The following is a 26,925-nucleotide window of genomic DNA, read 5'->3' as shown; positions in this document are numbered from 1 at the left end:
ATTTATTCTATTCTACCATAAAATTTATCACATTGTTTTTTGTAAAATAATAGTTAGTTTTTATGTAGTAAAGTAAAATATTCCTATTTTAGAACTTAACGCTTATTTCGAGCATACCGTTAAAATGTGGTAGAGTTAGAGACAGCAGTATCATAAAATGGTGGCGTTACGTATCTCTTATCATAATTGGCGTTGAATGCTCGTCTTCTCGGGAGAACGAGCATTTTTCTGTCATACGTACGTAAAGGAGGATTTAAAATGGTTCAGCATAAATTTACAATGGACTTAACTTGGTCGGATGGAAGAAATGGTACTGGAACTATCAACGCTAGCAATCTGAAAACGCAAATTTCTATTCCTCAGGAGATGGATGGACCTGGCATTGGTACAAATCCGGATGAAATGTTATTAGGGGCTTCAGCGACTTGTTATTTAATTACATTAGCGGCTCTTCTTGAAAGATCCGAGGTGGCTGTACATGATTTATCTCTGCAGTCTGAAGGGTATGTCAGTGTAGTAAATGGTGTGTTTACCTATGAAAAAATTATTCATAAGCCTAAAATAGTTATCTTAAATTTAACAGAGCATCTTGAAACAAAAATTACTCGCTTCGCACAAAAAGCGGAACAAACATGTATGATTAGCAAAGCATTAAAGGGTAATGTGGAAATCGAATGTGATGCCCAAATTTTAGGAGCGCGCATATAATAAGAAAAATCGAGTTATTCAGCATGTGCCGCTGGTATAACTCTTTTTTTCATCTAGACTCACTTTTCTTAAAATAGTTCTATAAATGTTCAAAATGAATATATAGTGTTAAGTAGTAAAAAAATGCAAAGGATGGTGAAGTGCACGTTTCGACAACTAAGAATCTCACATTCTATGGTCAGTATGGCAAAAGAATATTTGATATTACCGGGGCATTATTATTACTTTTTATGACAATCCCTCTAATGCTAGCTGTATTCCTCATTTTACTCTTCACAACAGGTCGCCCCATTTTTTTTAAACAAATACGAACTGGCCTGGATCATCACCGCTTTGTTATTTGGAAGCTACGCACAATGTGTATACAGGCAGTTCCAATCAATATGCCAGCTATATGTACGAATGGTATCCCAGATGACTACTTTTTTAAAGTAGAGCAGGATACACGGATTACCAAAGTAGGGGCTATCCTTCGAAAGCTAAGTATTGATGAAATTCCACAGCTGTTAAATGTATTAAAAGGAGAAATGAGTATTGTGGGGCCTCGTCCGGAGGTTCCGACCATTACAAATGCCTATAACAATTTACAGGCCAGAAGACTAGAGGTAAAACCAGGTTTAACAGGTCTTGCCCAGATTAACGGCCGTTCTAATATTTCCCATGGACAAAAAATTTCATATGACATTGAATATGTTGATCATTACTCCTTTTGGATGGATGTCCAAATTGTTTTGAAAACCCTTTATGTAGTCCTAGCAAGAACGGGTGCCTATTAAATTACGGGGAGTGGCCATACTGAAAATTGTTCAGCTTATTACACGAATGGATAAAATCGGTGGAGCACAAAAGCATGTGGAGGCATTAGCCATCCAACTCAAGCAAGATGGGCATGAAGTAACTGTCGTGACTGGCTCCTACCAGCCATCCCTTTGGCGCTTACAAGAGGAAAAAATTACGGTTATCCGTATTCCCGCTATGCAACGTGCAATTCATCTAGCAAAGGATTTCCGCACATTTTGGCAATTAAGAGCCGTTATCAAACGTTTACACCCTGATGTGGTAGCCACACATTCATCTAAGGCTGGTGTGATAGGTCGTATAGTGGGTAGTTTACTGCACATCCCAACAGTTTTTACTGCACATAGTTGGAGCTTTACAGAAGGTGTTCCTCAAAGGAAACAGATGCTTTACTATCGAATGGAAAAATCGGTTCAGCGATTCTCCACAAAAATTATAACGGTATCTGATTATGATCGGGAGCTAGCACTCATGAAAAAAGTTGCTCCAGCTCATAAACTGCTTACTATTCATAATGGTATTGCTCCAATAGACAGTAATCCTTCAACAGAAAAGACTTATACGGAGCAGCCAGTCATTGTGATGGTTGCTCGTTTTGAAGTGCCAAAAAGACAAGATCTATTGCTGGAGGCTTTAGCAGAACTGACGGATGTTCCGTGGCAACTTCAATTAGTTGGAGATGGTTCTCTACGACCTGCCCTAGAAGAGTTTGTTGCACAGCATAATTTAACAGATCGCATAATATTTTTAGGTGATCAATTAGATGTACACACCTATTTGGAGAAAAGTCATGTATTTGTTTTGTTGTCAGATTGGGAGGGGCTGCCAATCTCTATTATTGAAGCCATGCGTATAGGCCTCCCTATTGTTGCAACAAATGTGGGTGGTGTTAAAGAGTTAGTTGTGGATCATGGCAATGGTTTTTTAGTAGAGCGAGAGGATAAAGAATTATTGAAGCAGAGGCTTCGTCATTTATTATTGGATGCTACCTTAAGCCAAAAAATGGGCAATGCGAGTGAACGACGCTATTTACAGTATTTTACGTTTACCCCTATGTATCAAAAAACGTTAATGGTCTATCAACAAGCTGTTTCAGAACTCGTAAAGAAAGGAGATTAACTTGCAATTAATACGCATAAGAACAGATGATGAGCTCATGTGGTACAAGGAAATCTGGGATGGCATTTTAGAGGAAGAGGACAATGATAATCCTTTTATTGAATTTGCTTGGTTTTATAATTGGTGGCAAATAGTTGGGCGAAAAGAACGAGTAGAGCTTTTCGCTATTGAACATGAAGGAGTCATCCTAGCCTTTTTCCCCTTTACGGTGACTAGTCGATGGGGAATTAGGGTGTATTCCTTTGCGGGTGAAGGTATTGCCAATTATACAGGGGTTGTTGTCAAAAAAGAGTGGTTAATGAACACTACAACCTTTGTGTTCGATGAACTTATTAGAAAGCATCGGCACGTAATTTTTTCACTGCATGGCTTATTAGAAAGTAAAGTGTCTACTAAAGTCATTGAACAATATTTCGTGGAAAGACAGTTACGAGCAAATATTTTCCGTGTGGTCACTCCCTATCTCGCTTTTTCTGAGGTAGATTTTCTACAACATTTCCAGCAACGCCGGAAACTGCATGGGGTCGATCGGCGGGAAAGAAAGCTACGGAAGCTAGGTACAGTAACAAGGAGAGTTCCCGCACAGGACGAGCTCTGGCAAATGTTTCGATTGTTTGATCGACGATGGGCAAAAAAACTGGATACGAGTGACTTTACAAAAGGGAAGAAAAGAGACTTTTTTGAGCGCTTAACCATGCTTAATGGAGAGGCATTACAAGTAGAGGTTGATGCACTTGTCTTTGAAAATCAGTGGATTGCTTTCACATATGGACTTTTTTGTCGTGGACGCTATGTAACCTACGCGCTTGCCCATGAACCGACATTTAATGTATTTGGTCCCGGGCGTATAGTCAATCAGGAATCTATTCAGCGAACTTTTGCTGCTAATTATCGGCTATTTGATATGAGCATTGGCTATGAGCCTTACAAATTTGATTGGCGTACGAATATCGATTTTACTAGGCGGATGCTTGCCAGCAGTGGGACAAAGCGTGCAAAGCTAGTGACAGGTTTAATGCTGCTAAAGGAACGGTTCAAGGAATATGTAAAAAGTAATCAACGAATTGTAGACTGGAAACGCAATACACTTGGCCGTTTTCGCTATTTAGTAAAGTATGGAAAGCTCAGAGATTGGCTAGAATATGGACAACAATTCGTAGATAGGTTTATTCGTTTGAAGCACGTGGAGCTCTATGAATTATCTCCAACAGAGGATGTGTCACCACAGCAACCTGTGGGCAACTTATTTGAGGAAATGACTATTCAGGAAGCGATGCAGCTTGATCAGGAAGAAGTCATTGCTCTCTATTATAAAGGGTACACGGTTTATAAGGATTCCTTTGCGGAGACAAATAAGCCAGCATTTGCATTACACGCGACAAATTGGCGTGTAGATTCGCTGCAAATAATAGAAGCATTACCGAAGCAAACGTATTTTTTAGCCTATGATATGTTCAAGCAGATCGAAATTATAACGGCCTATTTCAGAAAAGTCAAACCGCGACAAACATTGTGGGTAACGGCAAGCTTTTGGCAATGGAGAAAACGGAAGCGCTTAGGACAGCTAGGCTATAAACCTATTATTCGAATGAAACATTATAAAGTTGCTCGTTTTGAGCGACAACATGTACAAAAAAATACGGAGAGTGGGGGCGATGTTCATTCTGTCCATTAAAAGTAAGCGGTGGAATATTGCGATGCAACATTTTTATTTTTTAGAAAAGCCAGCCAATGTTCGAAAATCCATGAAAGTAATAGGCTATACAAATTCACTTGTACCAAGTCGAAAGCTTGTTAAAAGTGAAGCGATTCATATTGATCTCCAAGGGCATGAACTTTCATTGTATTTAGCACTTTCTGAAGGGAATCGTAAAATATTGCGACGGGCACATAAAGAATATTACCAAGTTATTTTATATAAAGAACCTTCCGTCCAAAACTTACGAGCTTTTCAGCAATTTTATAATCATTTTGCTAAAAGAAAAAAGCTTGAGGGTATTGGTAAATCACAAATGGAAACGATCATGCTTCTCAACAAACAGGGAGCATTATTATTATCTGAAATCCAAAGTATCTGTGGACAGACACTGTGCTATCGATTGGATATTGTACATGAGAATAAAGCGATGTCTTATTATGAAGCTACCTGTGCGGCGTCAGCCATATCGACACATTTAAAGAGACCTTACCGCTATGCAAATCGTTTTTTAATCTGGCATAATCTTCTTCATTTTAAGGAGCAAGGTTTTGTTTTATATGATATGGGTGAATTAACCGATAATCGAAATGTACGTGCCTTCAAACTAAGCTTTGGTGGACAAGTTGTCAATGTTTACTCAGGCTACATTACCCAATCAAAAATACGTGCACTATTACTAGGCGTGCAAAAATGGAGGAAGTAGCAACATGAATGGTGGGGGTCTCGTTATTTCATTAGATTTTGAGCTGAATTGGGGCGTCCATGATGTATTTCGATATGGACAATACAATAAAAACCTATATGGTGTACGGAAAGCCTTGCCCAGTATACTTGCGTTATTTGAGCAATATGACATTCATGCAACTTGGGCGACAGTCGGACTATTGTTTGCAGAATCAAAGGCTGAAATGGCTCATTATTTACGAGGTATCCCTGTTAAGTATGACAATATGCGCTATGCAGCACATAGCCAGCTAGCTAAAGTAGGCGAAAACGAACAAGAGGACCTCTTACATTTTGGTAAATCTTTGATAGAGGAGATTAAACGTACACCACATCAGGAAATTGGTAGCCATACCTTTTCCCATTATTACTGCTTGGAAAAAGGTCAAACAGAAGCTGCCTTTTGTGCAGACTTAGACGCGACAAAGACCATAATCGAGGGTTATATTCCGCCCATGAAGTCCATGGTTTTTCCGAGAAATCAAGTGAATAAAGACTATTTTAAAGCATGTGTAGAAGCGGGCTATGTTTGTTACAGAGGAACAGAAAATCATCCATTGTATGATGCTCAAAAGTTTACGAAAAAAGGCAGATTTTTGGGAGCGAAAAAATGGCTTGATAGCTATATTAATCTTACTGGTCATCATATGGCAACATTGGAGGAAATGCGGGACGAGCAACTGATTAATATTCGTTCAAGTGCCTTTTTAAGACCCTACTTTCGTCCATTGCATGTATTCGAGGGCTCAAAGGTAAAACGGATAAAGGAAAGTATGCTCGAAGCTGCAAAGGCCCAAGCTTTTTATCATTTATGGTGGCATCCCCATAATTTTGGGAAGAATACAGCTAAAAATTTAGCGATGCTAGAAGAGCTATTACGTTATTTTCAAGAATTACGCAGTCAATACAATTTTGAAAGCTATTCCATGTATGAGGTAGCTGAACTTTGTGAAAATATTTCCAAACAACAAAAGTAACAAACTAAAAACCTCATTGAACACTGCGCCAACTCATATGAAATTTGAAGCAAACTGATTTTTAGTTTGCTTTTTTGTGTTTCAAATTTAAAAAGAAAAGAGGAAAAAAGAAAAAAATGACGAAGATGAATGTACGAATGGTACTATATAGAAAGAGTAGGAATTGGGTAGGACATTTGAGGGACATGTGAAAAAATGTAGGTTCATTTAACTTGAATAGAAAAGATATAAAGGTGGTAGATGTATATGTTTATAGAACCGGAATGCCGATGGAAGCAAGAGAATGGATCGGCCATGCATCAGTGGATAAAGCAGCAAACAAATCCAAACCCAAATGATGTGGATATTGTCGTGTATGGGGCTCTTTTATCATATGCAGAAGAAGCATCTGGAAAAGCGCAATATCCAACTGCGTTTCGTAAAGTATGGCCAAGCTTCCAATCATATAACTTAGACGAGCAAATAAATTTACGCGCATTATCAGTCGTTGATATTGGCGATGTGGCGATTCATGAACAAGATAGAATGCTTTCTGAATCTGCCATCGAGGCTGCAGCAGAGAATTTGAGTATAGCTTTTCAAAAAAGCTTTACTTGCTTGATTGGGGGAGACCATGCCATTACCGCCTGTTCACTAAAAGGAATAAAGAATGCCTTTCCGCAGGATCGTATTGGTATCATTCAAATTGATACACATTTAGATGCAAGAAACCAAGAGGAAATTGGCTTGGCTCAAGATTCTCCTATCCATCAATTGATTGCCTCAGGCATTGTGGAAGGGAGACATATATATAATGTCGGATTGCACGGTTTTTTTAATTCACCTGAAATGATTCATTATGCTAGAGAACAGGGCATTCATATGATTACATTAAAGCAAATGCGACGTGACGGTATTCAGCTCACCATACATGAAATGTTACGTCAGCTTATGTATGAGGTTGATCGAATTTATGTTTCAGTGGATTTAGATGCACTTGATATTATGTTTGCACGAGATGTTCCAGCTGCCACACCAGGCGGTCTAACAGCCTATGAATTATTTGATATCCTCAAACTTATAGGTGAAAATGAAGGGGTTCGCCATATTGATTTTGTTTATGCAGACCCTAAGGAAGGAACGCTACGTCCAGAAACCGTTAAGATTGGTGTGACAGCATTTTTACAATGGCTAACAGGTATTCAGCTTGATCATCGCAATCGCATCTCAAATAAAGGAAAAGTGACGTTATAAGCATATTGCCGTGTATTGACAATGCCGATTGTTAAAAGTTTGCTATAATATTTCGTAGGTATCAAAAATTTATATAAACTTTGCACGGTTATAGAGAGGAAATTTATGATGACAACAAAACCAAAACTACTGATTGTTGACGGTATGGCATTGTTATTCCGTTCATTTTTCGCCTCGGCTGCCATGGGCCACTTTATTCGCTTGGCGGATGGCACTCCAACGAACGGAGCACAAGGCTTTGTACGACATGTACTAACTGCACAATCTTTAATGAAGCCAACACATATGGCAGTTTGCTGGGATATGGGGGCACATACCTTCCGCAATGAGCTATTTGATGGCTATAAAGCAAATCGCCCAGCGCCACCTGAGGAAATGTTGCCTCAATTTGATATGGCAAAAAACCTATCTCTCCAAATGGGCTGGCAAAATTTTGGCGTGAAGGGCATGGAGGCTGATGATTTAATTGGTTCTATGATTGCCAAATGGCAGGACGACGCAGATATTACCGTAATTAGTGGGGATAAAGATTTACTTCAACTTTTAAGACCATCTACAGAGATTGCTTTTATGAAAAAGGGCTACACAGAATATGATATTTATACGCATGGGCGTTTTAAAGAGGAGTATAGTATTGAACCAGCGCAGTTTGCACAGGTGAAAGCCTTTATGGGAGATACGAGTGATGGTTATCCAGGCGTTAAAGGTATTGGTCCTAAGCAAGCACTCACATTAATCCAAACATATGGCTCGATTGATAGTGTGCTAGCGTCGCTCGGTGAATTAAAGCCAGGTCAACGAACAAAAATTCAAGACCAAATAGATATGCTGAAATTATCGCATGAGCTTGCAACGATTCAAACGGATGTCCCTATTGAAGCAGACCTTTCTAGCCTCGTATTACCAAATTATGAGCCACAAATATTTAAAGAGATGGAAGAGAGTGGCTACACGCTTATTGCCAAGCATGCCCGTTCTTTGTATTCCCTTATTTAATCAGTTATCGCAGAGTATAGTATTATGCTCTGCTTTTTTTATTGGTGGGAAAAGAATAGAGAGCAAATAGTAGGCTATTCGATAGTTGCTCTAGTGAGGAACCATTTTTACAAAGGATAATACTTTTTCATTGTTTTGATAGAGTACCTGACGAATGATGCTATCACGATTTGATGTACCATTGTCATGGAAAATTAACCATAGCTGATTATTTTTAATATCATAGCCAATTAGCGGTACCCAATGATAGGCGAAAGTAGAGGTTTGATCTCGCCAACGAAAACTAAAATAACGATCAAAACGCATAGCAACTGGACGCCCTGCATCAATTTCCTGCAAAGCTTCTTTTAATGAACAAGTACGAACATCCCACGATGGATATAATTGGCGTAATTTGCGAATCAATCGCCATTTGAATAAACCAATTTTTGTACTACCAAGCTGTTTATAGAGTTCATTAATTGAAGGAGCGGACCCATTCAAATAATTTAAAATAACGTGTACTGTAGTAGGACCACAAGCAGAATTACGATAGTTTGGCGCAATCGATGCATCATATTGTGATTTTCCGAGTAGTCCCAATTGTTGGCGCATAATGGTATCTCCTTTCAAAAAGAGCTGCATTTCATGAAGAAATGCAGCTCTCATTATTGTTATTGTTGAGCAGATAAAAATTCCGTTACTTGTTGAGGTGTTTTTGCATTGGCACTGTGTAAGTGAGCAAGCTTTTCACCGTTTTGGAAAATTAATAAACTTGGGATGCCCATTACATCATATTTGTCTGCGATTTCTGGAAGCTCGTCACGGTTTAGTTCATACCAATCAAATTGGTTATACTCTTCAATGATTGGGTCGATGAACATGTTCATACGTGTACAATCTGGGCACCAGCCAGCGTAAAATTTCACTAGTACTTTTTGGTCGCCATTGATTAATTCATTAAATTGTTCTGCAGTAGTAATTGTTTTCATTAAGTATTCACTCTCCTTGCTTACCATTCTACACATTTTTCCCGTAACCTGAAAGTTTTCTGTTTGACTGTGGTGATAGCTACTTATTGTCTCCTTTTAGCTCGTAAACAACAAAAAAAGATGTATATCGCGAAAATAATTCTTGAAAAAAGATTGCTAAATTAGACAAAATAATCTACACTAAAAATAGAAAAGTAGTTTTATCTTCATTCATTAGCAATCTTTTGAAACGGAGATAAACCTTAGGGCTCCTTGGTTGAATTGAGTAAATAGTCATTCAGCAGAGGAACAAAAATCCACTAAGGTACACTTGATATTTTTTTGGCCAAAAAATGAATGGCTATTCATTCAATGGAAGAATAAGGGGGAATTGCTTGTGACTTATAACATTAAAAAAGCTGCTGTTCTAGGTTCTGGGGTGATGGGCTCTGGAATTGCAGCACATTTAGCTAATATCGGTATACCAACATTACTATTAGATATTGCACCGAAGGAACTAACACATGAGGAAGAGGCAAAAGGTCTTTCCTTAGAGCATCCAGCTGTAAGAAATCGTCTTGTTAATGGAGCTTTGCAAAAGTTGTTAAAGCAAAAGCCAGCACCACTTACTTCTAAGAAAAATTTATCACTACTAACGGTCGGCAACTTTGAGGATGATTTAGGGAAACTAAAAGATGTAGATTGGATTATTGAAGTTGTTGTAGAAAACTTACCTATAAAACAAAGTTTATATGAAAAAATCGATGCTATTCGTACACCTGGAACAATTATTAGTTCAAACACATCCGGGATTAGTATTAATGCAATGGCAGAAGGACGTTCAGAGGATTTTAAAAAGCATTTTCTTGGCACACACTTTTTCAACCCGCCTCGCTATTTAAAATTATTAGAGGTGATTCCAGCTGATACAACTGCACCTGAAGTAGTGAGCTTTATGAAAACATTTGGTGAAGATGTGCTTGGAAAGGGCGTTGTGCTAGCAAAGGATACACCTAATTTTATTGCTAACCGCATCGGCACTTATGGGTTACTCATCACGTTACAAGAAATGTTAAAAGGTGGTTACTCAGTTGGGGAAGTGGATTCCGTGACAGGTCCACTTATTGGTCGTCCTAAATCGGCAACTTTCCGAACGCTAGATGTTGTTGGTTTAGATACATTTATTCATGTAGCTAAAAATGTCTACGATCAAACAACAGGTGAGGAGCAGCAAGTATTTGCTGTACCAGAGTTTTTGCAAAAAATGGTCACGAACGGTTGGCTCGGGGCAAAATCAGGCCAGGGCTTCTTCATAAAGCAAGGAAAAGAGATTCATGAAATTGACCCAATGACTTTGGCGTATAGTCCTGTGAAAAAATTAAAGACACCTTCCATTGAAATGGCGAAACAAACTCGTGGATTAGCTAATAAAGTGAAGGCTTTAACATATGCAAAGGATCGTACAGGTGAATTACTATGGGGGATATTTGCTCCAACATTAATTTATTCTGCTCAGCTATACGGTGAAATTGCAGATGATATTGTGGCTATTGATAATGCGATGAAATGGGGATTCGGCTGGCAACAAGGACCATTTGAAATTTGGGATGCTATTGGCGTGAAAGAAGCTGTCGCAAAAATGGAGACAGAAGGTCGAGAAGTACCTGCCTTTGTAAAAGAGATGATAGCCAATGGGTTTGAAACTTTCTATTCCGATATAGATGGTGACTTGGCTTACTATAATGGGTCGGAGTATGTTAAAGTGCCTGTCAATGAAAAGGAAATCGATTTAAAACGATATAAGAAAAAACATGGCGTGATTAAATCCAATACAGGTGCTAGTTTAATAGACTTAGGTGATGGAATTGCATTATTAGAGTTCCATTCACAGTCGAATGCTATAGGCTTGGATATTATTCAAATGATAAACTTTGCCATCGATGAGGTAGAAGCTAATTATAAGGGCTTAGTGATAGGAAACCAGGGGAAAAACTTCTGTGTTGGTGCAAATCTAGGAATGATTTTAGTCGAAGCACAGGATGATAATATCTTTGAACTAGACTTTGTCATTAAGGCTTTCCAAGATGCGATGCAAAAAATTAAATATTCACGTAAGCCGGTTGTGGCGGCTCCGTTTGCGATGACATTAGGTGGTGGTGCAGAGGTTTGCTTACCTGCTGCACATATCCAGGCAACGATGGAAACATATATGGGCTTAGTAGAAGTAGGCGTTGGATTAATTCCAGGTGGCGGAGGGAATAAAGCGCTTTATCAAAAATTCCTAAAGGGTCTACCAAATGGTGTAGAAATAGACTATCAACATATTGCAAATAAAGTATTTGAAACAATTGCCATGGCGAAAGTTTCAACATCTGGTGAGGAAGCACGTGAAAATAACTTCTTAAACTTCGCAGATGGAATTTCTGTTAACCCAGACCATCAATTATATGACGCGAAACAAGCGGCTTTAGCACTTTATGAAGCAGGCTATCAACCACCTGTCCCAACAAAAGTTCCTGTGGTGGGTGCATCAGGCTACGGTACATTACTCATTGGTGCGCAAGGTATGTATGAGTCAGGCTTTATCAGTAAGCATGATTTGAAAATTGCTAAAAAGCTAGCTTATGTGATTGCGGGTGGTAAGGTTCCATATGGCACATTAGTAGATGAACAGTATCTATTAAACTTAGAGCGTGAGGCATTCCTTAGCCTTGTTGCTGATCCACTTTCACAGCAAAGAATGCAACATATGCTGTTAAAGGGGAAACCACTTCGTAACTAATGGACGAAATAGACAAAACTTGCACATGAAACAAAGGGGGATTATACGATGCGTGAAGCCGTTATTGTAGCAGGAGCACGAACTCCAATTGGAAAAGCAAAAAAAGGTTCTTTAGCAACAGTAAGACCAGATGACTTTGGTGCTGCCGTTGTCAAAGAAACATTAAAAAGAGCAGGCTATGAGGGACCGATAGATGATTTAATTTTAGGCTGTGCTATGCCAGAAGCAGAACAGGGGATGAATGTAGCTCGTAGCATCGGTGCACTTGCCGGACTACCAGATACAACTCCTGCACTAACCATTAATAGATTTTGTTCTTCGGGTCTACAGGCGATTGCCTATGCAGCTGAGCGAATCATGCTCGGGCACTCAAAGGCCATCCTCGCTGGTGGTGTTGAATCAATGAGTATGGTACCAATGGTGGGGAACACGCCCCGCTTAAATCCAACGTTAGCTGAAACAGCTCCACAATATTATATGGGAATGGGGCATACAGCTGAGGAAGTAGCTCGTCAATACAATGTAAGTCGCGAAGATCAAGATGCTTTTGCTGTTCGCTCACATGCACTTGCTGAAAAGGCAATTAAAGAAGGTAAATTTAATGATGAGATTGTACCTATAGAAGTGGAACAACATTATGTTGATGAGAACAATAAGCCACAGGTGAAAAAATTCACTTTCAGCATGGATGAGGGTGTCCGTTCAGGTACATCGGTTGAAGGTTTAGCGAAGCTTCGTCCAGCTTTCCATGTGAAAGGGAGTGTGACAGCAGGGAACGCTTCTCAAACATCTGATGGTGCAGCAGCTGTATTGGTAATGGAGCGTGAAGAGGCAGTCAAGCAAGGTTTAACACCAATGGCAAAATTCCTAGGTTTTGCAGTGGGTGGTGTACCACCTGAAGTAATGGGGATTGGTCCCATTGTGGCGGTACCAAAAGCGTTAGAAATCGCAGGTTTATCAATAGATGCGATTGATCTATGGGAAATCAATGAAGCATTTGCATCGCAATCCTTACAGGTGGTCCGTCATTTAGGCATCGACCAAGATAAGGTCAATGTAAATGGTGGAGCTATCGCATTAGGACATCCACTTGGTGCAACGGGTGCTATTTTAACACTAAAACTTATTCATGAATTAAAGCGTCAAGGTAAGAAATATGGCGTGGTAACTATGTGTATTGGTGGCGGCATGGGAGCCGCTGGAGTATTTGAAATTCTATAATTTTTCACTAGATCAGCTTGAGGTGTACTGTTTCCGGTTGCCTCCGAGCAAGTATATTTCAAGCTTTTCTATATATTTGTCTTCACTCAGCAAAAGGTTTTTGGACCAAAATGAAAGCGTCAGAAACCTTCTCTAAAAGGTAGGAGAGTAGGCTGAATAAAAATCAAGCCTCTGAGCAAATACTACAGATTTTGAAGAGGCAGCATTCAATAGGGGATTAAACTATCAAAATAGATAAATTGGGAGGATTTTATATGACTGAAAAAACAACGGATTTCATTAAAGGCGGCGGATTTCTAATTGAAGATGTGGAATTAGATCGTGTGTTTACACCTGAAGATTTCACTGACGAGCATAAAATGATTGCCAAAACAACAGAAGAATATGTAGCAAATGAAGTTTTACCTGTAGTTGAAAATTTAGAGCATCATGAATTCGAGCACTCAGTACGTCTCCTTAAAAGTGCTGGTGAATTAGGCTTGCTTGGAGCAGATGTGCCAGAAGAATACGAAGGACTAGGCTTAGATAAAGTTTCTTCAGCATTAATTGCAGAAAAAATGTCTGTAGCAGGTGGTTTCTCCATTACTCATGGTGCACATGTAGGGATTGGCTCATTACCAATCGTGCTATTCGGTGACGAGAATCAGAAGAAAAAATATTTACCTAAGCTTGCCTCGGGTGAATTAATTGCTGCTTATGCTTTAACAGAGCCAGGTTCAGGCTCGGATGCTTTAGGGGCAAAAACAACTGCGAAACTAAACGATGCAGGCACACATTATATTTTAAATGGTGAAAAGCAATGGATTACAAATGCGGGCTTTGCAGATGTATTTGTTGTTTATGCTAAAATTGATGGTGATAAGTTCTCTGCCTTTATTGTGGAACGTACATTCAATGGTGTTTCAGTCGGTCCTGAGGAGAAGAAAATGGGGATTAAGTCTTCATCTACCCGTACACTTGTGTTAGAAGATGCAGAAGTGCCAGTAGAAAATTTATTAGGTGAAATTGGTCGTGGGCATGTCATTGCCTTCAATATATTAAATATCGGTCGCTATAAACTAGGGGTTGGAACAATTGGTGGATCAAAACGCGCATTTGAGCTAGCGGTACAATATACAAACCAACGTCAGCAATTTAAAACAAAGCTATCTGACTTCAACCTAACAAAAGAAAAATTATCAACAATGGCTTCTCATTTGTATGCATCAGAGTCATTAAACTATCGTACTGTGGGTTTATTTGAAGACCGTTTAAGCCAGCTAAGCCCAGAGGAGCAAAAGGAAGGAAAAGTGATTGCAGGTGCTATCGCTGAATATGCGATTGAATGCTCCATTGCTAAAGTATTTGGATCAGAAACATTAGATTATATTGCAGATGAAGCTGTACAATTACACGGCGGTTATGGCTTTATGGCTGAATATGAGGTAGAGCGTATATACCGTGATTCTCGTATTAATCGAATTTTTGAAGGTACAAATGAAATTAATCGCATGATTGTACCAGGTACATTTATGAAAAAGGCACTAAAAGGTGAGCTGCCATTATTACAGGTTGCGCAAAATTTACAGCAAGAGCTTCTAATGCTAATGCCAGAGGATATCGGCACTGAACCACTAGCTCAGGAAAAATACTTAGTGAAAAATGCCAAGAAGATTGCTGTATTAGCTGCAGGCTTAGCCGCACAACGCTTTGGTGCGAAGCTTGATCAAGAGCAAGAAGTATTAGTGAATATTGCTAATATCGCTAATCAATTATTTGCAATGGAATCAGCTGTATTACGCACAGAAAAAGCGATTGCTCGTGATGGCGTTGAAAAAGCACATCAAAAATTGCTATACACTCAAATTTTCTGCCAAGAAGCATTTGCAGAAATCGAAAAAGAAGCAAAAGATACAATTCTGGCTTCCGCAGATGGTGATGCAGCACGTATGACATTATCTGCATTACGTAAATTAACACGTAATAATCCATACAACCTCATTACGAAGAAACGTGAAGCATCTGTGAAATTAATTGAAGCAGAAAAATATATCGTTTAATCGTAGGAAAATGCTAGCTATCCGTAAGTGGGTAGCTAGTTTTTTATTGTGCCAAATAAATTATTTGTCAAAGTAACGGATAAAAATACAAAATGGATGGATAGACTTACGGAAATGAGCGAAGTTCCACCATTCTCGATGATTATGATGGTATACTACAGAAAAAGACAGCAAAGGAGCATTTTAATGACGATTCAATTTTTCCATTATCCCAAATGTACAACATGTAAAAAAGCGCAAAAGTGGTTAAATGATCATGACGTTTCCTATGAAGAGGTACATATCGTAGAGCAGCCGCCAACAAAGGATGAAATAACAGCTTTATGGCAAGTCAGTGGTCTTCCTTTGAAGAAGTTTTTTAATACTTCAGGCATGAAATATCGTGACCTTGGTTTGAAGGACAAGCTAGCTGATATGACTGAGGAAGAACAGCTTGAGCTACTTGCTTCGGATGGGATGTTAATAAAACGTCCACTCGTAACAGATGGAAAAAAAGTAACTTTAGGGTTTAAAGAATCTGATTTTGAGCAAGCTTGGATATAGCCGTTTTTATTCTTGTTTTTATAGGAGAAGTATGGCACACTGAAAGTGAATATATTACATAATTATGGAGGGGTTTTTTGCATGAGCACACCGAAAGACTTACGTTACTCTGAAGAGCATGAATGGGTTAAAGTAGAAGATGGAAAAGTACGTATTGGTATTACGCACTTCGCACAATCTGAATTAGGAGATATCGTTTTCGTTGAGCTTCCACAAGTTGGCGATGAAATCAAAACGGATGATCCATTCGGTAGCGTAGAATCAGTAAAAACTGTTTCTGAATTATATGCACCAATCTCAGGTACTGTAGTTGAAGTTAATGCAGATTTAGAAGATAGCCCAGAATTCGTTAATGAATCACCATATGAAAAAGCATGGATGATCGTCGTAGAGCCTGCTGATGCATCAGAAGTTGATAAACTTATGACAGCAGAACAATACGAAGAGATGACAGCAGAATAAGACAAGCCATAATCAAAAAACGTCGGAAACTACCGGCGTTTTTTATTATATAATAACGTATAAGTGGGAATGTCTAAATGGAGGTGGCGTAATGTTCGATGGGAAATGCTTGATAGTAGAAGGACGCTCAGATAAGCTACAAATTGAGCCAATTTTAAACGAGAATGTTACAATACTATGTACGAATGGAACAATTGGTGTGCATCAATTAGAAGAGCTAATCGATCCCTATGAGGGCTATGAGCTATTTACCTTTTTTGATGCCGATACTTCAGGCGATAAGCTACGTGCATTAATGGACAGACATTATCCTGAAGCGGAGCATTTACGGACAATGCCAACATATAAGGAAGTAGAAACGACACCTAGAAAAGTGTTAGCCATGATTTTACTTCGTGCGCATTTCTCAATCCATAATGAATATATTTTGTAAGGTTGCGTGAACTAAATGGAAGAATGGTCGAAAGAGCAGTGGGAAACGGCATTACAGTCCGGAGAAAAAGCTGCGTTTTATTTATATACACCGATGTGCGGTACTTGTGCAGTGGCATCGAAAATGATGTCAATTGTAGAACAACTATTACCTCACCTAAAGCTAGGGAAAGCAAATATTAATTTTTTGGAGCAAATTGCTTTTGAGCATCAAATTGAAAGCGTTCCGTGCTTACTTGTTTGTGACGGTGGCAAAGTGACAGAAAAGATTTATGCTTTTCAATCCGTACCTTTTTTGTACGAATTGTTAAAAAAATCAATTGACTGAACTTTATTAGCGTGGTAAAGTAACAAATATATTACTAAAACATTAAATATATCGAACTCTTATGAAGAGCGGCGGAGGGAAGTGCCCTATGAAGCCCGGCAACCATCACATAGTGAAAAGGTGCCAAATCACCCAAAGATTTTTCTTTGAAAGATGAGAGAACGGTTCAACGTATAATACGTGACCCCTTCTACTTGTCTATAAGTGGAGGGGTTTTTTTATATAAGAAAAGGAGTATTCGCTATGATACAGCTTCAAAATATAACGAAGAAATACAAAACAGCAAATGGCGAATTAACGGCAGTCAAAGATGTTAACCTGACTATTAATAAGGGTGAAATTTTTGGCATTATCGGCTATAGTGGCGCTGGTAAAAGTACGATGATTCGTTTACTTAATGGCTTAGAGAAACCAACAACAGGAACAGTAACAGTGAACAATCAGGCTTTTTCATCGATTAAAGGTCAAAAGCTTAGAGCAGCTAGACAAAAGGTTAGTATGATTTTTCAACATTTCAACCTACTTTGGTCACGAACAGTTGCAGAAAACATTGCCTTCCCATTAGAAATCGCAGGTGTATCAAAAGCTCAACGTGAGGCACGGGTGAAGGAATTGATAGCACTTGTTGGCCTAGAAGGTCGTGATCAAGCATATCCATCACAGCTCTCTGGTGGACAAAAGCAACGTGTAGGGATTGCGCGAGCATTAGCCAATAATCCAGAGGTTTTACTATGTGATGAGGCTACATCTGCTCTAGACCCTGAGACAACAGATGCCATTCTTGATTTACTGGTGGATATTAATGAACGTTTAGGGTTAACGATTGTCCTCATTACTCATGAAATGCATGTCATCCGCAAGATTTGTCATCGTGTAGCAGTGATGGAGGCAGGCGAAATTGTAGAGCGTGGAGAAGTATTGCAAGTTTTCCAGGCTCCTCAGGCTGCCATTACTAAGAAATTTGTAGCGCAAATTACCAATACAAAGGAAACACAGGATACAGTAGAACAAATCAAAGCAAATTATCCAACTGGACAACTTGTCAAATTGATTTTTGTTGGTGAAAAAACAGAACAGCCAGTTATTTCACATCTAGTAAAGCAATTCGATGTGGAAGTAAGCATTGTACATGGGAATATTTCGCAAACCAAAAATGGTGCATATGGTACTCTCATTGTGCAAATTGATGGGTCGAAAGCAAACGTGACTGAAGCCTTAAGCTATTTAAATACAGTGGAAGTGCAAACGGAGGTGATTGCAGATGCTAACTAATCTCTTTCCGAATGTAGACTGGGATAGCATGTGGCAGGCTACATATGAAACATTATATATGACGGCCATTTCAACAGTTATTACATTTATTCTAGGGTTAGCCATTGGGATTGTTCTGTTTTTAACTAGTCCGAATCAGTTATGGGCTAATAAAATTGTTAGTTTTTTAACAGGGTCACTCGTTAATATATTCCGTTCTATTCCATTTATCGTGTTAATTATTTTATTAATTCCATTTACTAAGTTTTTACTTGGTACAATCCGTGGAGCCAATGCTGCTTTACCTGCTTTAATTATCGGTGCGGCTCCGTTCTATGCGCGTATGGTATTAATTGCGCTACGAGAAATTGATAAGGGTGTTATTGAAGCAGCTCGTTCAATGGGGGCTAAAACAGCCACAATTATTTGGAAAGTACTGATCCCTGAATCATTACCAGCACTCATTTCGGGTATTACTGTTACGGCTGTAGCACTTGTCGGTTATACAGCAATGGCAGGGATAATCGGTGCAGGGGGTCTCGGGAACTTAGCCTTCCTAGACGGTTTCCAAAGAAATCGCCAAGATGTGACATTAATGGCAACTATTTTGATCTTAGTAGTAGTCTTTATCATCCAATGGATAGGTGATTTCATTACAGAAAAAATTGATAAACGTTAATAAAACTGAGGTTATTCCGGTTCTTACCGCTAACATATTTTCATTAAAATAAAGGGAGTGTCATACATGAAAAAGTTATTAACAGGATTATTTTTATCAATACTTGTACTAGCATTAGCAGCTTGCGGTACTGATAAAAAAGAGGATTCAAATGCAGCATCTGGTGATAAAACAGATAGTAAAGAAAACGTTACTTTAACAGTGGGAGCTTCTAATACACCACATGCAGTAATTTTAGATAAAGCAAAACCGATTTTAGCTGAGAAAGGTATTGACCTTAAAGTAGAAACATATACAGACTACGTGCTACCAAACCAAGATTTAGAATCAAAAGAGCTGGATGCAAATTACTTCCAACATATTCCGTATTTAGAGTTGCAAATTAAAGACAATGGCTATGATTTCGTCAATGCTGGTGGTGTTCATATTGAGCCAATTGGTATTTACTCTAAAAAGTATAAGTCTTTAGAAGACCTTCCAGAAGGCGCAACAATCTTACTTTCTAACTCGGTATCAGACCACGGTCGTATGCTGTCATTATTAGAAGCTAAGGGCTTAATTAAATTAAAAGATGGTATTGATAAAACAGCAGCAGAAATTAAGGATATAGAAGAGAATCCTAAAAACTTTAAATTTGATGCGAATACAGCACCAGAAATGCTTGTACAAATGTACGAAAATAATGAAGGGGACGCAGTACTTATCAACTCTAACTTTGCTATTGATAATGGCTTAAACCCTATTGAAGATGCTATTTCTCTTGAAGACAAAGAGTCACCATACGTTAACATCATCGCAGTACGTGCTGGAGATGAAACAAGACCTGAAATTAAAACATTATTAGAAGTATTAACTTCTAAAGAAATCCAAGACTTTATCTTAGAAGAATGGAAAGGTGCAGTAGTACCTGTTCAATAATCTACAAAAAAGGGTACGTAAGTATTGAGTTACTTACGTACTCTTTTCTTTTGAGGTTGCTTACCTGCTTTTAATAGTGATTATCGATAGGATGTCGATTTCCGTGGAAATAAAAATAGCTATATCAAGTATTTAAAAGCTCCTATAATCCCCTATTCTACATGTTTGTCTAATCCCTCCAGTATCGGTGAAAGCCAATGCTGTGAGGGATTTTTAGCAACTTCCTGAAAAGGAAAAATGTTAATTCCTATTTATTAACATTCTTCAGTGTTGCCTAGCATCTTTTTCGTTTACGCTTAATAAGTGACTCTGAATATATTTGTTAAATATCTTAGTAATTAATGAATTATTTTGTTGTGTATGTGAAAAAAAGTAGGTGTTTTTTCGTGAGTAAAGAAATTATTTAGAAATTGTTTAGTTACGAGTAGTACTATATAATTGTTAGAAAAGTTTTTTTGTGAAATTTGGATTTTATTAATCTATTTTGACTAAAAAAATCATACTAAAGTATGTGGAGAAGAAAGGGGTTTGTACAGAATGGCGATGAGGAAAAGAAATAACCTATTACGTTGCAAAATACTCGATATGACTAAATATTGAGGATGAATAGATAACGGAAAAATGGCGATAAAAATTACATGTAAGTTTAGCCAAAGGAGTTATTGTTATGACGATAAACACGAAATCGATGAGCTCAGCTTTATTAAATAAAATTCAATTAAAAAAAGCGACAATTGGGGTAATTGGTCTCGGCTATGTAGGCCTACCATTTGCCATTGAAATTGTCCAGAAAGGTTTTCATGTTTTAGGCTTTGATAAAAATCAAGAAAAAATCGCCATGCTGCAAAACGGTGAGAGCTATATAGCTGATATCCCGAAAGAAAATATACAGCAAATATTAAAAGATCAACATTTTGAAGCAACCTTTGATTTTTCCAAACTTGCTTCTGTAGATGTCGTCATTATTTGTGTACCGACTCCTACAACAGTGGATGATACTCCTGATATTTCCTATATAGAAGAGGCAGCACATGACATCGGGCGTTATATTAAAGCAAATGCATTAGTTATTCTTGAAAGTACGACCTATCCTGGGACAACAGAGGAAATTGTTCAGCCTATTTTGCAAAAGCATGGCTTTGCTGTGGGTCAAGATTTATTCTTAGCTTATTCACCAGAGCGAGTGGACCCTGGTAATAGTAATTTTTCAGTTTCCAATACACCCAAAGTTGTTGGCGGTATTACTTCTAATTGTTTGGAAGTTTCAAAGGGTTTTTATGAAACAGTCATTCATACTAGTGTATTTACGGTAACAAGTCCCAAAGTTGCCGAAATGGAGAAATTGCTGGAAAATACATTTCGCCAAATCAATATCGCCCTTGTCAATGAGCTCAGTCAAATGTGCTATAAAATGAACATTGATGTTTGGGAAGTCATAGATGCTGCCTCAACAAAGCCTTATGGGTTTATGCCATTCAAGCCTGGCCCAGGAGTAGGGGGGCATTGTATCCCTGTCGATCCCAAATATTTATTATGGGCGGGTCAACAGCATGGTATCTCAGCAACTTTAATTGAAGCAGCAGATAAAATAAATGATTCGATGCCTAATTTTGTTGTGGAGAGGCTGGAACAGTACTTACGTATTCAAAATATTGAGCTGTGCCACGCAAAAATTGTTATTATTGGTGTCACTTATAAGCCAGATATAAACGACTCACGCGAATCTCCTGCACTACGAGTCATTCAGCAATTACTTGATAGTCAGAGCTCATTACAGATTATCGACCCTTATATACAAACGTTCCCGGTAGAACAAACTCTTTTAAACACAGTTCCTTTAACAGAGAAAAGTGTTAAAGATGCAGATGCTGTGTTGATTTTAACCAATCATTCCAACATTGATTATTCATTAATTGATCAGGAAGCCTCATTAATTTTTGATACTCGTAATACCCATTTTTTATTTAAGAATAAAAATTATTACAGACTATAAGGAGAGTTCGTGGGACATGAAACAGCTAAAAATATGTGGGCTTCTAATCCTGATGTTCTTAGCAGGATGTCAATCCACTCCACAAAAAACGATTCAACCAATTGATTCTTCTATAGAGATTAAGGAATCTGATGGTACGATGAGTGATTCAATCAGTCATGTCGATATTATTAAGCCAAAAGTAGCTCTAACGTTTAATGGCTTTGCGGATAATCAAACAATGGAGCTACTATTGGCGAAATTAGATGAATCTAATATGAAAGCCACCTTTTTCTTAGAGGGGCTACGTGTGGCACAGGAACCAGAGCTTGTTCGAGACATTCTAAAAAGAGGCCATGATGTACAAAACGGTACATTGTCATTTCCAGATGTCACAGGTTTAAACTATGACCAAACCTATGAGGAGATTTATTTAACGAATCAAATATTTGAAGAACATTTAGGATATAAGCCGAAATTTGTTCGAAGTCGTTCAGGTGATATTACAGATAATATGCGCTTAGCAGCTGCTGCACTGGATATGAAGGCAGTGATAGGTTTATCCATTAATCCACTTGATCGAAAAATGCAAAGTGCCCAAGATTTGATTGATTATATTGACAAATATATTGATAGAGGTTCTATTATTCATCTCAACACTTATATTAATCCTGCTATTATAGATGCCATTCCTTTACTAGCACAATTAGCAGAAAAACATGATTACACCATTACGACTTTAAGTGATGTGATAGATGAGAGATATTTAACAAAGTCTTTAGAAGAAATAGCAGGTTATGATGCCGTCAAACCTAATTTGAATTATGAAAATGTTGAACCACATTTGTATTATCGAAAAGAGACCTCTAAAAAAGAAATCGCCATTACCTTTGATGATTGGGCACATGAACAGCAGGTGAAAGCTGTTTTAGATGTATTAAAAAAATATAATATTAAAAGTACATTTTTTTTAATCGGTAGTGGGGTGGAGAAAAATCCACAATTAGCCAAGTTAATACTAGAGGAAGGTCATGAAGTGGCAAGTCACTCTTATTACCATTTAGATGTAACTAAAATGACGCCAGAGGAAATACAAGATGATTTAGTGAAGGCCCATAATGCTCTTACTTATGCGTTACAGGAGCCACCATTACTTTATTTTAGACCAGCACAAGGAATTATGGATGAGCGTACTGCTAAAGTGATTACCGCTGCCGGAATTAAAACCATTGCCATGTATGATATTGCTTCCTTTGACTGGAATTTAGATTACAGTGCTCAGGACATTTATGATCGGGTCATATCTAGAGCAGCACCAGGAAAGGTTATTGTCATGCACATCTTAGACGGTACGAAAACAGTTGAAGCACTTCCATTAATTATTGAAAAGTTGCAACAAGATGGTTATAGCTTTAGTAAAATGTCAAATTGGATTGAAGAAGATGCAAATGGGGATGTGAATAAATGATAAAAACGAAAAAAGAGGTTTTAACAGTACCGCGCTCAGATCGTCGGATTCTATCAAATATTCCTGATCCCGAAAATGTCCGAAACCTTGTCAATCGTCGAGGTGCATCTTATCAGAAAGAAGAAATTGATCCGACAGATGTCAATGAAATTTATCGTCTTCAACAGCTTAGCTTACGCTATGAAACTCATTTTGAGGTTCAGGTTAGAAGAGCAAGACATAAAATGAGTTCAGACAAATACTATGCTGAAGATATTTCCGTAACGGGAATTCTTGTTTATTCTCAACAGCCTCAGCAATTATTAATTGATGAAATTTTAGAAATGAATTTTACGATCCCAGGTGGGGCAATGCCTGAAGGATATGAGGCAAAAGTGAAGTTGAAGGCAAAGGTGATCCGGCATTTTACCAAAGAGGTAGATGGTCAAACGCTATATTACTTTGCTTGCGAATTTCTCCAACCTTTAAATAAATATATGGTAAAAAAACGTTGGGGCATTTCTGTTTTTATGGCGAGTTTATTCTTATTGGTTGTCTCACTTATTGTCATGCTGATGAGAGCAGAAAGTGTTATTTATTTTAGATTCAATAAATTTTTATACCTTTATAGTATTATAGCGGCAACGTTTCTATTAAGTAGATACCTATTTGGTATTTTTTATAAAAATGTACCCATCAATCCAAACTATGAGCCCGGTGTATCCATAATTATCCCTGTGTTTAACGAGGAAGAATGGATACATCGCACGATTTCAAGCTGTATTAATCAGTACTATCCTGTAGATAAGTTAGAAGTCATTGTCGTGGATGATTGCTCTACGGATAGGACGGAGGAAAAAGCTAAGGAAATGATAGATCTTATTCATTTTGAGGGTGGGCGTTTTAAAACTACCGATCGCTTAAAGTTTTCTAAGCTTCCTCAAAATGGTGGAAAACGTGAAGCGCTGGTAGCCGGTGTTCATCAAGCAAAGCATGACTTAGTGGTTTTTGTGGATTCCGATAGTTTTTTGGAGCCACATGCAATCCGCAATCTAGTCCAGCCTTTCCAAGACCCTAAAATGGGTGGTGTAGCTGGACGGACAGAGGTAGAAAATAAATTTACAAATGCTCTGACAAAATTACAGACAGTTCGTTATTATATTGCCTTTCGTATTATGAAGGCCGCTGAATCTTGGTTTGATACGGTGACTTGCTTATCAGGACCATTAGCTTGTTATCGAAAAGAACTTATTTTAAAAAATGAAACAGCCTGGCTCAATCAAAAATTTCTTGGGCAGCCTGCTACATTTGGTGATGATCGTAGTATGACAAACTATATTTTGAAAACACATCGAACAGGTTATCAGGATAATGCCATTTGTTCGACGATTGTTCCCTCTGACACTAAAGTTTTTTTATCTCAGCAAATGAGATGGAAACGTTCTTGGCTAAGAGAATCTTTACGAGCCTTTCTATTTATGTGGAAAAAAGAACCCTTCATGTTCCTTTTCTTCATAATAGGCTTAATTGTCCCAATTGCGGCACCAATTGTCGTCGTCTACAACTTAATCTATGTGCCAATCATGTATGGTGTTTTTCCGACTACCTTTTTACTAGGCTTACTTTTAATGGCCATGCTCATGAGTTTGGCTCATCTATTCTTTAGGAAAAGTAAATTATGGTTATTCGGGTTTATCTTCGTTCTTTATTATGAATTTATTTTGCTCTGGCAAATGCCAGTTGCATGGGTAACATTCTGGAAATCAACATGGGGAACAAGGGAAACACCACAAGACGTTTTGGCAAAAGAAAAGAAAATGGAAAAGCAAAAATTACGAAAATCCCGATTTTCAATGTTGAAAATTAGAAAAATGGGTGAGAAGGAATGAAAGAAAAAAATGTAATTTTACAGCCAGCTAAAAAAAATCGAAGGAAAATTATACGCTCGATTATACAATTAGTAGTTGTTATCTTTTTAGCAGTCGTGTTAATTAAAGCCGTCTTTCTGACAGACAAGCGATTTGCTGAGGCGGTCCCGTTAAACAATAAAGACGGATTTATTGCACTGTCCTATTTTGGTGTAAGTAGAAATGACTCCTCTAAATACGTGTCAAAGAAAAATTTAGAAGAACAGCTTACATTGCTTGAAAAACAAGGCTATCAAACGATTACACAAAAGGATATATTGGATTTTTATCAAAAGAATAAACCACTACCAGAAAAAGCCTTGTTTTTATCATTTGAGGATGGCCGTACCGATTCTAGTATTTTCGCACAAAACGTTATGGAAAAATTAAATTATAAGGCTACGATGTTTACGTATGCCAATAAAATGGATACCCGCGACCATAAATTTTTAAAGCCAAAAGATTTGAAGTTGATGGAGAAAAGCGGCTATTGGGAATTAGGCTCTAACGGATATCGACTAACCTACATTAATATTTTTAATGATAAAGGGCAGTCCTTAGGGATGATTGACGAAAATAATATACCGAATAAAACAACAATTGAATACTATAACCACTATTTAATGGATTTTATTCGTAATCAATATATGATCCCAAGTGAAACTCGACAAGAGATGGAAGCTCGAATTAAGAAGGATTACAAGCTTATGCAGGAAATTTATCAGCAAGAGTTTGGGGAAGTTCCTAAAGCCTATGCCATTATGCATGCTAATTCATTGTATAATAATATGGACCCTCTGGTGCAGAGTGTGAATGACAAGGAAATTAAAGACAAGTTTCGTATGCACTTTAATTTAGAATTGAGTGCCTATAATGATAAAGATAGTGATCTATATAACTTGAATCGATTACAAGTTTCTCCTTATTGGTCAACCAATCATGTCATGATGAAAATTAAACAGGCAAGTAATCAAAATATCGAATTTAAAATAGGAGATCCTCAATTAGCCCAAAAATGGCAAACCATTAATGGGGCAGCAGAATTTGATAATAATGAAGTTACATTAACATCGGCTCCTTCTAGTGAAGGTAGGATTCTCTTAAAGGAGATGATGCCACAGCAATATAACGTGAACTTTACATTTAAAGGTAATGTTGTTGGTGAACAAGCGTTGTATGTAAATTATGATGAGAAAACAAATAGCTATTTACGTATTGCCTTGGTAGACAATGAGCTTGTAGTGAGTGAAAAATTACCTGCTTCAGATATTGTGGAAAAGGCTCGTTTCCCATTGAATGAGATTAAGTGGAATGAAGAGGAGTATGCGTTTAATAAGGCGACCGTCTATACGTATCAGGACACCCAAAAGGGATCGCGGATTGTTGAAGAAGAATACCCAAGAAACTTAACTAAAAATAGAGTATTTAACATTACAGTAAATAAGGATAAAATAAAAGTAGATGTAGATCATGTATTATCTGAAACTATTCAAATAAACCCTGGCCTCCATGGCTCTCAAATTGGATTTGGAGCATTGTTTAGCCATAAAGATACATCTCATGAACAGTATGCAGATGATATATACGATACAATAATTGAAGATATTTTAATTACAGATAGGAAAGATCAAACTATTTTTACAAACCAATATACGAATTTCGAGAAGGTTAAGCATAAAAGCACAACATTGTTTAATCATGTTGTAGATTTCTTTATTGAAACCTTCTAATTTGGGGTGAA

The 26,925-nt window shown here is 37.8% G+C and carries 24 protein-coding genes and 1 riboswitch; of the genes, 22 read left to right on the top strand and 2 right to left on the bottom strand.

Features of this window, described 5'->3' with window-relative positions; genetic code table 11:
* Nucleotides 1-258: 258 nt before the first annotated feature.
* From AC3CH7_RS18280 to AC3CH7_RS18245, 8 genes are all read left to right on the top strand, one after another.
* Complete coding sequence (locus AC3CH7_RS18280) at nt 259-708, top strand: SACOL1771 family peroxiredoxin (protein ID WP_012292301.1); 450 nt, start codon at nt 259-261, stop codon at nt 706-708.
* Between the two features lie 140 nt (nt 709-848).
* Nucleotides 849-1,484 carry a sugar transferase gene (locus AC3CH7_RS18275; protein WP_012292302.1) on the top strand — a complete coding sequence of 212 codons (636 nt, stop codon included), beginning with the start codon at nt 849-851 and terminating at the stop codon, nt 1,482-1,484.
* Nucleotides 1,485-1,494: 10 nt separating this feature from the next.
* Nucleotides 1,495-2,625, top strand: coding sequence for a glycosyltransferase family 4 protein (locus AC3CH7_RS18270; RefSeq protein ID WP_031417731.1), 1,131 nt, complete (start codon nt 1,495-1,497; stop codon nt 2,623-2,625).
* Nucleotide 2,626: 1 nt separating this feature from the next.
* Nucleotides 2,627-4,300 carry a GNAT family N-acetyltransferase gene (locus AC3CH7_RS18265; protein ID WP_099806075.1) on the top strand — a complete coding sequence of 558 codons (1,674 nt, stop codon included), beginning with the start codon at nt 2,627-2,629 and terminating at the stop codon, nt 4,298-4,300.
* A gap of 22 nt (nt 4,301-4,322) precedes the next feature.
* On the top strand, nt 4,323-5,027 hold the full coding sequence (locus tag AC3CH7_RS18260) for a hypothetical protein (RefSeq protein WP_036164330.1): 705 nt from the start codon (nt 4,323-4,325) through the stop codon (nt 5,025-5,027).
* A 4-nt stretch (nt 5,028-5,031) separates the two neighbouring features.
* Nucleotides 5,032-6,024 (top strand): polysaccharide deacetylase family protein, encoded by a 993-nt coding sequence (locus AC3CH7_RS18255; protein ID WP_036164311.1) that lies wholly within the window; start codon nt 5,032-5,034, stop codon nt 6,022-6,024.
* 240 nt (nt 6,025-6,264) lie between these two features.
* A complete protein-coding gene (locus AC3CH7_RS18250) occupies nt 6,265-7,257 on the top strand; it encodes an agmatinase family protein (RefSeq protein WP_031417726.1) in 993 nt (330 codons plus the stop codon).
* Nucleotides 7,258-7,365: 108 nt separating this feature from the next.
* Entirely contained in the window at nt 7,366-8,253 is an 888-nt protein-coding gene (locus AC3CH7_RS18245) for a 5'-3' exonuclease (protein WP_171821103.1), read from the top strand.
* 90 nt (nt 8,254-8,343) lie between these two features.
* Here AC3CH7_RS18245 and AC3CH7_RS18240 read toward each other — a convergent pair whose 3' ends face one another.
* Both AC3CH7_RS18240 and AC3CH7_RS18235 read right to left on the bottom strand, forming a co-directional pair.
* On the bottom strand, nt 8,344-8,847 hold the full coding sequence (locus AC3CH7_RS18240) for a C39 family peptidase (protein ID WP_036160547.1): 504 nt from the start codon (nt 8,845-8,847) through the stop codon (nt 8,344-8,346).
* A gap of 59 nt (nt 8,848-8,906) precedes the next feature.
* Nucleotides 8,907-9,224: a thioredoxin family protein gene (locus tag AC3CH7_RS18235; protein ID WP_031417721.1), complete on the bottom strand. Its 318-nt coding sequence runs from the start codon at nt 9,222-9,224 to the stop codon at nt 8,907-8,909.
* 376 nt (nt 9,225-9,600) lie between these two features.
* Here AC3CH7_RS18235 and AC3CH7_RS18230 point away from each other — a divergent pair, with 376 nt between their 5' ends.
* The 14 genes from AC3CH7_RS18230 to AC3CH7_RS18165 all read left to right on the top strand — a co-directional run bounded on the left by AC3CH7_RS18230 (nt 9,601) and on the right by AC3CH7_RS18165 (nt 26,914).
* On the top strand, nt 9,601-11,985 hold the full coding sequence (locus AC3CH7_RS18230; protein WP_031417719.1) for a 3-hydroxyacyl-CoA dehydrogenase/enoyl-CoA hydratase family protein: 2,385 nt from the start codon (nt 9,601-9,603) through the stop codon (nt 11,983-11,985).
* 48 nt (nt 11,986-12,033) lie between these two features.
* A complete protein-coding gene (locus AC3CH7_RS18225) occupies nt 12,034-13,206 on the top strand; it encodes an acetyl-CoA C-acetyltransferase (RefSeq protein WP_031417718.1) in 1,173 nt (390 codons plus the stop codon).
* Nucleotides 13,207-13,460: 254 nt separating this feature from the next.
* On the top strand, nt 13,461-15,245 hold the full coding sequence (locus tag AC3CH7_RS18220; RefSeq protein ID WP_012292313.1) for an acyl-CoA dehydrogenase family protein: 1,785 nt from the start codon (nt 13,461-13,463) through the stop codon (nt 15,243-15,245).
* Between the two features lie 186 nt (nt 15,246-15,431).
* Nucleotides 15,432-15,788 carry an arsenate reductase family protein gene (locus AC3CH7_RS18215; RefSeq protein WP_031417717.1) on the top strand — a complete coding sequence of 119 codons (357 nt, stop codon included), beginning with the start codon at nt 15,432-15,434 and terminating at the stop codon, nt 15,786-15,788.
* Between the two features lie 81 nt (nt 15,789-15,869).
* Entirely contained in the window at nt 15,870-16,250 is a 381-nt protein-coding gene (gene gcvH / locus AC3CH7_RS18210; RefSeq protein WP_025116632.1) for a glycine cleavage system protein GcvH, read from the top strand.
* 91 nt (nt 16,251-16,341) lie between these two features.
* On the top strand, nt 16,342-16,683 hold the full coding sequence (locus tag AC3CH7_RS18205) for a toprim domain-containing protein (protein ID WP_031417716.1): 342 nt from the start codon (nt 16,342-16,344) through the stop codon (nt 16,681-16,683).
* Between the two features lie 15 nt (nt 16,684-16,698).
* Nucleotides 16,699-17,010, top strand: a complete 312-nt coding sequence (locus tag AC3CH7_RS18200; protein ID WP_012292318.1) for a thioredoxin family protein — start codon at nt 16,699-16,701, stop codon at nt 17,008-17,010.
* A gap of 56 nt (nt 17,011-17,066) precedes the next feature.
* A riboswitch (SAM riboswitch) is annotated at nt 17,067-17,170 on the top strand.
* 83 nt (nt 17,171-17,253) lie between these two features.
* Nucleotides 17,254-18,282 (top strand): methionine ABC transporter ATP-binding protein, encoded by a 1,029-nt coding sequence (locus AC3CH7_RS18195; RefSeq protein WP_031417715.1) that lies wholly within the window; start codon nt 17,254-17,256, stop codon nt 18,280-18,282.
* A complete protein-coding gene (locus AC3CH7_RS18190) occupies nt 18,272-18,940 on the top strand; it encodes a methionine ABC transporter permease (protein ID WP_031417714.1) in 669 nt (222 codons plus the stop codon). Before AC3CH7_RS18195 ends, AC3CH7_RS18190 begins: the two co-directional genes overlap by 11 nt.
* 66 nt (nt 18,941-19,006) lie before the next feature.
* Nucleotides 19,007-19,858 (top strand): MetQ/NlpA family ABC transporter substrate-binding protein, encoded by an 852-nt coding sequence (locus tag AC3CH7_RS18185; RefSeq protein WP_036217875.1) that lies wholly within the window; start codon nt 19,007-19,009, stop codon nt 19,856-19,858.
* Between the two features lie 688 nt (nt 19,859-20,546).
* Nucleotides 20,547-21,851: a nucleotide sugar dehydrogenase gene (locus AC3CH7_RS18180; protein WP_488381832.1), complete on the top strand. Its 1,305-nt coding sequence runs from the start codon at nt 20,547-20,549 to the stop codon at nt 21,849-21,851.
* A 16-nt stretch (nt 21,852-21,867) separates the two neighbouring features.
* Complete coding sequence (locus AC3CH7_RS18175) at nt 21,868-23,298, top strand: polysaccharide deacetylase family protein (RefSeq protein ID WP_416277936.1); 1,431 nt, start codon at nt 21,868-21,870, stop codon at nt 23,296-23,298.
* Nucleotides 23,295-25,166: a glycosyltransferase family 2 protein gene (locus tag AC3CH7_RS18170; protein ID WP_036164317.1), complete on the top strand. Its 1,872-nt coding sequence runs from the start codon at nt 23,295-23,297 to the stop codon at nt 25,164-25,166. The genes AC3CH7_RS18175 and AC3CH7_RS18170 overlap by 4 nt, the downstream gene beginning before the upstream one ends.
* On the top strand, nt 25,163-26,914 hold the full coding sequence (locus tag AC3CH7_RS18165) for a polysaccharide deacetylase family protein (RefSeq protein WP_012292326.1): 1,752 nt from the start codon (nt 25,163-25,165) through the stop codon (nt 26,912-26,914). Before AC3CH7_RS18170 ends, AC3CH7_RS18165 begins: the two co-directional genes overlap by 4 nt.
* Nucleotides 26,915-26,925: the final 11 nt, after the last annotated feature.

The sequence above is a fragment of the Lysinibacillus sp. F12 genome (assembly GCF_057773605.1).
Note: the sequence above shows the minus strand (reverse complement) of the source record. Positions and strands in the feature narration are given on the sequence as shown.

What these genes read in the sequence shown, in the direction of transcription:
- AC3CH7_RS18165 (WP_012292326.1), top strand. Translation starts at nt 25,163, where the DNA reads ATGAAAGAAAAAAATGTAATTTTACAGCCAGCTAAAAAAAATCGAAGG.
- AC3CH7_RS18190 (WP_031417714.1), top strand. Translation starts at nt 18,272, where the DNA reads ATGCTAACTAATCTCTTTCCGAATGTAGACTGGGATAGCATGTGGCAG.
- AC3CH7_RS18225 (WP_031417718.1), top strand. Translation starts at nt 12,034, where the DNA reads ATGCGTGAAGCCGTTATTGTAGCAGGAGCACGAACTCCAATTGGAAAA.
- AC3CH7_RS18220 (WP_012292313.1), top strand. Translation starts at nt 13,461, where the DNA reads ATGACTGAAAAAACAACGGATTTCATTAAAGGCGGCGGATTTCTAATT.
- AC3CH7_RS18195 (WP_031417715.1), top strand. Translation starts at nt 17,254, where the DNA reads ATGATACAGCTTCAAAATATAACGAAGAAATACAAAACAGCAAATGGC.
- AC3CH7_RS18280 (WP_012292301.1), top strand. Translation starts at nt 259, where the DNA reads ATGGTTCAGCATAAATTTACAATGGACTTAACTTGGTCGGATGGAAGA.
- AC3CH7_RS18170 (WP_036164317.1), top strand. Translation starts at nt 23,295, where the DNA reads ATGATAAAAACGAAAAAAGAGGTTTTAACAGTACCGCGCTCAGATCGT.
- AC3CH7_RS18175 (WP_416277936.1), top strand. Translation starts at nt 21,868, where the DNA reads ATGAAACAGCTAAAAATATGTGGGCTTCTAATCCTGATGTTCTTAGCA.
- AC3CH7_RS18250 (WP_031417726.1), top strand. Translation starts at nt 6,265, where the DNA reads ATGTATATGTTTATAGAACCGGAATGCCGATGGAAGCAAGAGAATGGA.
- AC3CH7_RS18185 (WP_036217875.1), top strand. Translation starts at nt 19,007, where the DNA reads ATGAAAAAGTTATTAACAGGATTATTTTTATCAATACTTGTACTAGCA.
- AC3CH7_RS18255 (WP_036164311.1), top strand. Translation starts at nt 5,032, where the DNA reads ATGAATGGTGGGGGTCTCGTTATTTCATTAGATTTTGAGCTGAATTGG.
- AC3CH7_RS18215 (WP_031417717.1), top strand. Translation starts at nt 15,432, where the DNA reads ATGACGATTCAATTTTTCCATTATCCCAAATGTACAACATGTAAAAAA.
- gcvH (WP_025116632.1), top strand. Translation starts at nt 15,870, where the DNA reads ATGAGCACACCGAAAGACTTACGTTACTCTGAAGAGCATGAATGGGTT.
- AC3CH7_RS18205 (WP_031417716.1), top strand. Translation starts at nt 16,342, where the DNA reads ATGTTCGATGGGAAATGCTTGATAGTAGAAGGACGCTCAGATAAGCTA.
- AC3CH7_RS18260 (WP_036164330.1), top strand. Translation starts at nt 4,323, where the DNA reads ATGCAACATTTTTATTTTTTAGAAAAGCCAGCCAATGTTCGAAAATCC.
- AC3CH7_RS18240 (WP_036160547.1), bottom strand. Translation starts at nt 8,847, where the DNA reads ATGCGCCAACAATTGGGACTACTCGGAAAATCACAATATGATGCATCG.
- AC3CH7_RS18200 (WP_012292318.1), top strand. Translation starts at nt 16,699, where the DNA reads ATGGAAGAATGGTCGAAAGAGCAGTGGGAAACGGCATTACAGTCCGGA.
- AC3CH7_RS18245 (WP_171821103.1), top strand. Translation starts at nt 7,366, where the DNA reads ATGACAACAAAACCAAAACTACTGATTGTTGACGGTATGGCATTGTTA.
- AC3CH7_RS18235 (WP_031417721.1), bottom strand. Translation starts at nt 9,224, where the DNA reads ATGAAAACAATTACTACTGCAGAACAATTTAATGAATTAATCAATGGC.
- AC3CH7_RS18180 (WP_488381832.1), top strand. Translation starts at nt 20,547, where the DNA reads ATGAGCTCAGCTTTATTAAATAAAATTCAATTAAAAAAAGCGACAATT.